4 protein-coding genes are annotated in these 6100 nt (G+C 71.0%); 3 read left to right on the forward strand and 1 reads right to left on the reverse strand.

Translation table 11 applies throughout. The features are described from left to right. Nucleotides 1-220: 220 nt before the first annotated feature. A complete protein-coding gene (rpmH, locus tag ACFV6I_RS33235) occupies nt 221-358 on the reverse strand; it encodes a 50S ribosomal protein L34 (protein WP_030392420.1) in 138 nt (45 codons plus the stop codon). Nucleotides 359-828: 470 nt separating this feature from the next. Between rpmH and dnaA the strand changes: the two genes are divergently transcribed. The 3 genes from dnaA to gnd all read left to right on the forward strand — a co-directional run bounded on the left by dnaA (nt 829) and on the right by gnd (nt 5884). Beyond that, nucleotides 829-2721, forward strand: a complete 1893-nt coding sequence (dnaA, locus tag ACFV6I_RS33240) for a chromosomal replication initiator protein DnaA (protein WP_380429404.1) — start codon at nt 829-831, stop codon at nt 2719-2721. 974 nt (nt 2722-3695) lie between these two features. Further along, on the forward strand, nt 3696-4826 hold the full coding sequence (gene dnaN / locus ACFV6I_RS33245) for a DNA polymerase III subunit beta (RefSeq protein WP_063348462.1): 1131 nt from the start codon (nt 3696-3698) through the stop codon (nt 4824-4826). A 182-nt stretch (nt 4827-5008) separates the two neighbouring features. Beyond that, entirely contained in the window at nt 5009-5884 is an 876-nt protein-coding gene (gene gnd, locus ACFV6I_RS33250; protein WP_063348461.1) for a phosphogluconate dehydrogenase (NAD(+)-dependent, decarboxylating), read from the forward strand. Nucleotides 5885-6100 lie beyond the last annotated feature (216 nt).

Here is a 6100-nt window from a genome sequence, read left to right on the forward strand (position 1 = left end):
CCCCACCGCCCCCCCCCGCGCGCCGGGGGGGCCCCCGCGCGGGCCGGGGCGGGGGCGCGGCGCGGCCCGGCGTGGACGCCCCGGGCGGGAGTTCTTACTCGGATAACCCCCCACCCTGCCGGCCCCGGCCGGCCCGGCGACCGCGTTTCACTGCGGTCGCGAAGTCCTGGCGCCGCCGCAGCCGATTCTCGGAGGGCAGCACAACAGACTCTGTCGTGGATCAGGCGGACAGGCTGGTGCGGCCCTTGCCACGGCGGGCAGCCAGGATGGCGCGGCCGGCGCGGGTACGCATACGCAGCCGGAAGCCGTGGGTCTTCGCGCGACGACGGTTGTTCGGCTGGAAGGTGCGCTTGCTCACTCGGGGGCTCCTGAGGTGAATCGTAGGATGACGGGGAATCGCTTGGCCGTCACCGTGCGTCCGCGTGATCTCCCCTGATTCGGAAATCCGACCCATCGCCCCAGTTCGGCTGGGGTTCAAGGCAATCCACGGCGCCCGTGCTGCGCGCCTTATGGAGCGGGTGGACCCGCGGACATGCGGCAGCGGCCATCGACAACTCGACCTGGTTACGGTACGCGGGACGGGGTGCGAGGGTCAAACCGGCTTTTTCGAGCGGCCCCCCGAGGGCGTCCGGAGCCCCCTTTGCCCACAGCCTGTGGACAACGACTTGATCCGGCCCTGTTCGCTGACTACCGTTGCAGGACTTGTCTGGTTTGTTCTTCGTGTTCTTCCTCGTGGGGTCGGTCCGCCGGAGACGGACCCGCCGATCCACAGTCTCCTGATCCACCACCCCCTGCTGGAGCCGCGGGGAACCGAGAAAGCGTGCACCAGTGGCTGATGTCAACAGCGACCTCGTCCCGGTCTGGGCGAGAGTCGTCGAGCGGCTGGTCAGCGACCCGGACGTCGGGGAGATGGACAAGCAGTGGGTGCAGCGCACCCAGCCGATGTGGATGATGCACGACACCGCCCTGCTGGCGACCCCCAACGAGCGGGCCAAGCAGGTGCTGGAGGGCCGGCTGCTGCCGCAGCTCACCGAGGCCCTCAGCCGCGAGCTCAGCCGTCCGGTGCGGATCGCCGTGATGGTCGACGCCAACGCCGTCCCGACCACCCCCGCACCCGCCGCCCAGGCCCCGGCCGAGCCGTACCCCGGCCCGACCGAGGAGGATGCCGGCGGCTACGGCGGCCAGGACTACCAGCAGCCGTACGAGCAGGACTACGACCGGCCCCGCTACGACACCGGCGGCTACGAGCAGCGCCCCGCGCCGTACGGCGGTCCGGCGGCCGGACCGGCCTGGCCGGGCTACCCCGAACAGGGCGGGTACCCGGAGCAGGGCGGCGGCTACCCCGAGCAGAACGGGTACCAGGAGCAGGGCGGCTACCCGGAACAGGGCGGCTACCCGGAGCGGCCCCCCGGCTACCGCGAGGCCGACGAGCCGTCCCGGCCGGCGCCGCGCCCGATGCCCGGCCCGCCCTCGACCACCCAGGGCGACCTGTTCGGCGGCGCCTACGGCCCCGGCCCGAACGAGCAGCCCCGCGCCGGCGCAGGCCGCCGCGCCCCCGGCTCACGCCCGGCCGGCGGCCGTCCTGCGGACAAGAACGCGCCGGAGCGCGCCACCGAGCGCCCGGCCGTCCCCGGCGTGCCCGCCCCGCCCGGCGCCCCGCCGGCCGGCGGCTCCCGCAAGGACGAGCCGGCCGCCCGGCTGAACCCCAAGTACCTCTTCGACACCTTCGTCATCGGCGCCAGCAACCGCTTCGCGCACGCGGCGGCGGTGGCGGTCGCCGAGGCTCCGGCCAAGGCGTACAACCCGCTCTTCATCTACGGCGAGTCCGGGCTGGGCAAGACCCACCTGCTGCACGCCATCGGGCACTACTCGCGCAGTCTCTTCCCGGGCACCCGGGTGCGCTACGTGTCCTCGGAGGAGTTCACCAACGAGTTCATCAACTCGATCCGGGACGGCAAGGCGGACACCTTCCGCCGGCGCTACCGGGACATGGACATCCTGCTCGTGGACGACATCCAGTTCCTCGCGAGCAAGGAGTCCACGCAGGAGGAGTTCTTCCACACCTTCAACACCCTGCACAACGCGAACAAGCAGATCGTCCTCTCCTCGGACCGGCCGCCCAAGCTGCTGACCACGCTGGAGGACCGGCTGCGCAACCGCTTCGAGTGGGGCCTGATCACCGACGTCACCCCGCCGGAGCTGGAGACCCGGATCGCGATCCTTCGCAAGAAGGCGATCCAGGAGCAACTCAACGCCCCGGCCGACGTGTTGGAGTTCATCGCGTCCCGGATCACCCGCAACATCCGGGAGTTGGAAGGCGCCCTGATCCGGGTCACCGCCTTCGCCAACCTCAACCGGGCGCCGGTGGACCTGGAGTTGGCCGGGATCGTCCTCAAGGACCTGATCCCGGGCGGGGACGAGGACGCCGGGCCGGAGATCACCGCGCAGGTCATCATGCAGCAGACCGCCGCGTACTTCGGGCTGAGTGTGGACGACCTCTGCGGATCCTCGCGCAGCCGCGTCCTGGTGACGGCCCGTCAGATCGCCATGTACCTCTGCCGGGAGCTGACCGACCTCTCGCTGCCGAAGATCGGCGCGCAGTTCGGCGGCCGCGACCACACCACGGTGATGCACGCGGACCGCAAGATCCGCTCGCTGATGGCCGAGCGCCGGTCGATCTACAACCAGGTCACCGAGCTGACCAACCGCATCAAGAGCTAGCCGCAGGGCCGGTGGTGGGTCCGGCGCCACCTCGGCGCCGTGTCCGGCGCCGAGGTGGCCGGAAAGGGCGTCAGGAGCGATCCTGGCGCCCTTTTCGCACATCCACAGGTGTGCCTCGGGCGCCGGCTGGGCAGAGATGCCGTCGACGGACGTTGCGCCAGTCCACAGCCCGCGCCGAACATCTGACCGGTGATTCGAAAACCGGGGCCGCGCAGGGCAGTTGTCCACAGGCCGGGCGCCTTCCCCGTAGTCCACAGGCCGGGGCGTCCGAAGTTATCCAGAATTCGTCCACAGGCGTGTCGCCGCTACGCTCTTCCGCGCAGGTCAGGTGCCTGTGGACTTGTGCACAACCGTTATCCACAGGCTGTGGACAATTGACGGGCCGCCAATGGGCCATCCGGGTTGTCCACCGGTTGTCCCCAGGGGAGGGGCGGTTATCCCCAGGTTGTCCACAGCATGATCCACAGTTCGACAAGCGTGGGGCGGCGTTCATGCCCTGGTGTGAAAGGCGTCACGTAAAGTTGACCGGCGCCCGTGGATAACCGGGCCGGAATCTGGGGACAGCCCTGGGGATAACCTGTGGATACCCAGCGTGCCCTGTGGGTAACGCTCCGCTGTCCACAGCACGGCGTGTTCGTCCACAGCCGCCGTCCACAGCCGCTGTGGACAAAAAAGTGGGTCTGACCTGCGGAAACGGGGTTATCCACGGTTTCCACAGGCCCTACTACTACCACTACACATTTAGACCCATCGACTCGCTTGAAAGTGGGTGGGCCCCGAATCTGTGGACAACCGCGCCCCGACATCTGTTCGGCTTGCTTCCGCCCGTCTGCCCCGTCTGTCGGCGGAGTACGTCAGACTGTCCTCGGCGACCGGAAGCGGAGTGGCAGAGCTCGGTGGACAGTCCGACCGACGATCAAGATCAGACGAACCAGAGTGCGAGCGGGAGCGCTCGATCCAGGAGGCGGTTACCGGTGAAGTTCCGGGTGGAGCGTGACGTCCTCGCGGAGGCGGTGGCCTGGGCTGCCCGCAGCCTCCCGGCACGGCCGCCGGTGCCGGTGCTGGCCGGCCTGCTGCTGACGGCACAGGACGGCAGCCTGGCGCTGTCCGGCTTCGACTACGAGGTCTCGGCCCGGGTCGAGCTGGAGGCCGACATCGAGGAGGCCGGCACCGTCCTGGTCTCCGGTCGGCTGCTGAACGACATCTCGCGCAACCTGCCGAACCGGCCGGTGGAGATCTCCACCGACGGCCAGCGGGTCAGCGTGGTCTGCGGCAGTTCCCGCTTCACCCTCCCCACCCTCCCGGTGGACGAGTACCCGGCGCTGCCCCAGATGCCGACCGCCACGGGCACCGTCTCGGGCGACGTGTTCGCCTCCGCGGTCAGCCAGGCCGCGGTGGCCGCCGGCCGTGACGACACCCTCCCGGTGCTCACCGGTGTCCGGGTCGAGATCGAGGGCGACCGGATCACCCTGGCCGCCACCGACCGCTACCGCTTCGCGGTCCGCGACCTGCTGTGGAAGCCCGAGCAGTCGGACATCTCGGCCGTCGCCCTGGTGCCCGCCAAGACGCTGCAGGACATCGCCAAGTCCCTGGGCAGTGGCGACACCGTCTCGATCGCGCTCTCCTCGGGTGGCGCGGGCGAGGGCCTGATCGGCTTCGAGGGCGCCGGCCGCCGGACGACCACGCGGCTGCTGGAGGGCGAGTTCCCCAAGTTCCGCAGCCTGTTCCCGACGGAGTTCAGCGCCGTCGCCGCGATCCAGACCCAGCCCTTCCTGGAGGCGCTCAAGCGCGTCTCGCTGGTCGCCGAGCGCAACACCCCGGTGCGGCTCAGCTTCGAGCAGGGCGTGCTGACCCTGGAGGCGGGCTCGGGCGACGACGCCCAGGCCACCGAGCGGATCGACGCCGACCTGGAGGGCGACGACATCTCGATCGCCTTCAACCCGGGCTACCTGGAGGAGGGCCTCAAGGCCATCGACTCCGCCTACGCCCAGCTGAGCTTCACCACCCCGACCAAGCCCGCGCTGCTCAGCGGCAAGGCCTCGGTGGACGCCGAGGAGGACAAGGCGTACCAGTACCTGATCATGCCGGTCCGCCTCTCCGGCTGACCTCGCGGCCGCTGCCCGCAGGCCGTCACCCACAGGCTGTGCACATCGGCTGTGCACAGCCTGTGGGCGTCCTCCCCCGGTCGGCCCGACCACAGGGAGCCGCCACCGCCGCAGCGCGTAGGCTCGGGGCGTGCGGCAACGGCGCCGCCGGCAGGCACGTCACCACAGGTAAGGACTTGGTCATGGAGCTCGGCCTCATCGGTCTCGGCAAGATGGGCGGCAACATGCGCGAGCGGATCCGCCGCGCCGGCCACACCGTCATCGGCTACGACCGCAACCCGGACATCTCCGACGTCGCGAGCCTCCAGGAGCTCGTCTCCAAGCTGCAGGGCCCGCGGGTGATCTGGGTGATGGTCCCGGCCGGCGCCGCCACCCAGGCGACCGTCGACGAGCTCGCCGAGCTGCTCTCCCCCGGCGACGTGGTGGTCGACGGCGGCAACTCCCGCTGGACCGACGACATCAAGCACGCCGAGGCGCTGGCCGCCAAGGGCATCGGCTTCGTCGACTGCGGCGTCTCCGGCGGTGTCTGGGGCCTGGAGAACGGCTACGCCCTGATGTACGGCGGCGACGCCGAGCACGTGGCCCGCGTCCAGCCGGTGTTCGACTCGCTCAAGCCCGAGGGCGACTTCGGCTCGGTGCACGCGGGCGCCGTGGGCGCCGGCCACTTCGCCAAGATGGTCCACAACGGCATCGAGTACGCGATGATGCAGGCCTTCGCCGAGGGTTGGGAGCTGCTGGAGGCCGCCCCCGAGGTCACCGACGTGCGCGAGGTCTTCCGCAGCTGGCAGGAGGGCACCGTCATCCGCTCCTGGCTGCTGGACCTGGCCGTTCGCGCGCTGGACGACGACGAGCACCTGGCGAAGCTGCGCGGCTGGGCCGCCGACTCCGGTGAGGGCCGCTGGACCGTCGAGGCCGCGATCGACCACGCGGTGCCGCTGCCGGCGATCACCGCCTCGCTGTTCGCCCGCTTCGCCTCCCGCCAGGACGACTCGCCGCAGATGAAGATGATCGCCGCGCTGCGCAACCAGTTCGGCGGCCACGCGGTCGAGTCCAAGTAACCCGCACCTCCCCAGAAGGCGAGCGCAGTCCACAGCCATGCACGTCGCGCATCTGTCGCTCGCCGACTTCCGGTCGTTGGGCCCGCGCGCGGGGGGGCGCCCCCCCCCGCGCGCGCGGGGGGTGGCCCCGGGCGGGGCGGGGGGGGGGGGGGGGAGCGGGCCCCCCCCCGGGGGCCCGCCCCGCCCCCCCCATAGCCCCCCCCGCCACGCGAGGCC

This window comes from Kitasatospora sp. NPDC059803 (genome assembly GCF_042732255.1).
In the GTDB taxonomy this organism is placed as follows: Bacteria; Actinomycetota; Actinomycetes; order Streptomycetales; family Streptomycetaceae; genus Kitasatospora.

Bases quoted from the DNA above. Each gene is read 5' to 3' on its own strand.
- gnd (WP_063348461.1), top strand. From the start codon at position 5,009: ATGGAGCTCGGCCTCATCGGTCTCGGCAAGATGGGCGGCAACATGCGC.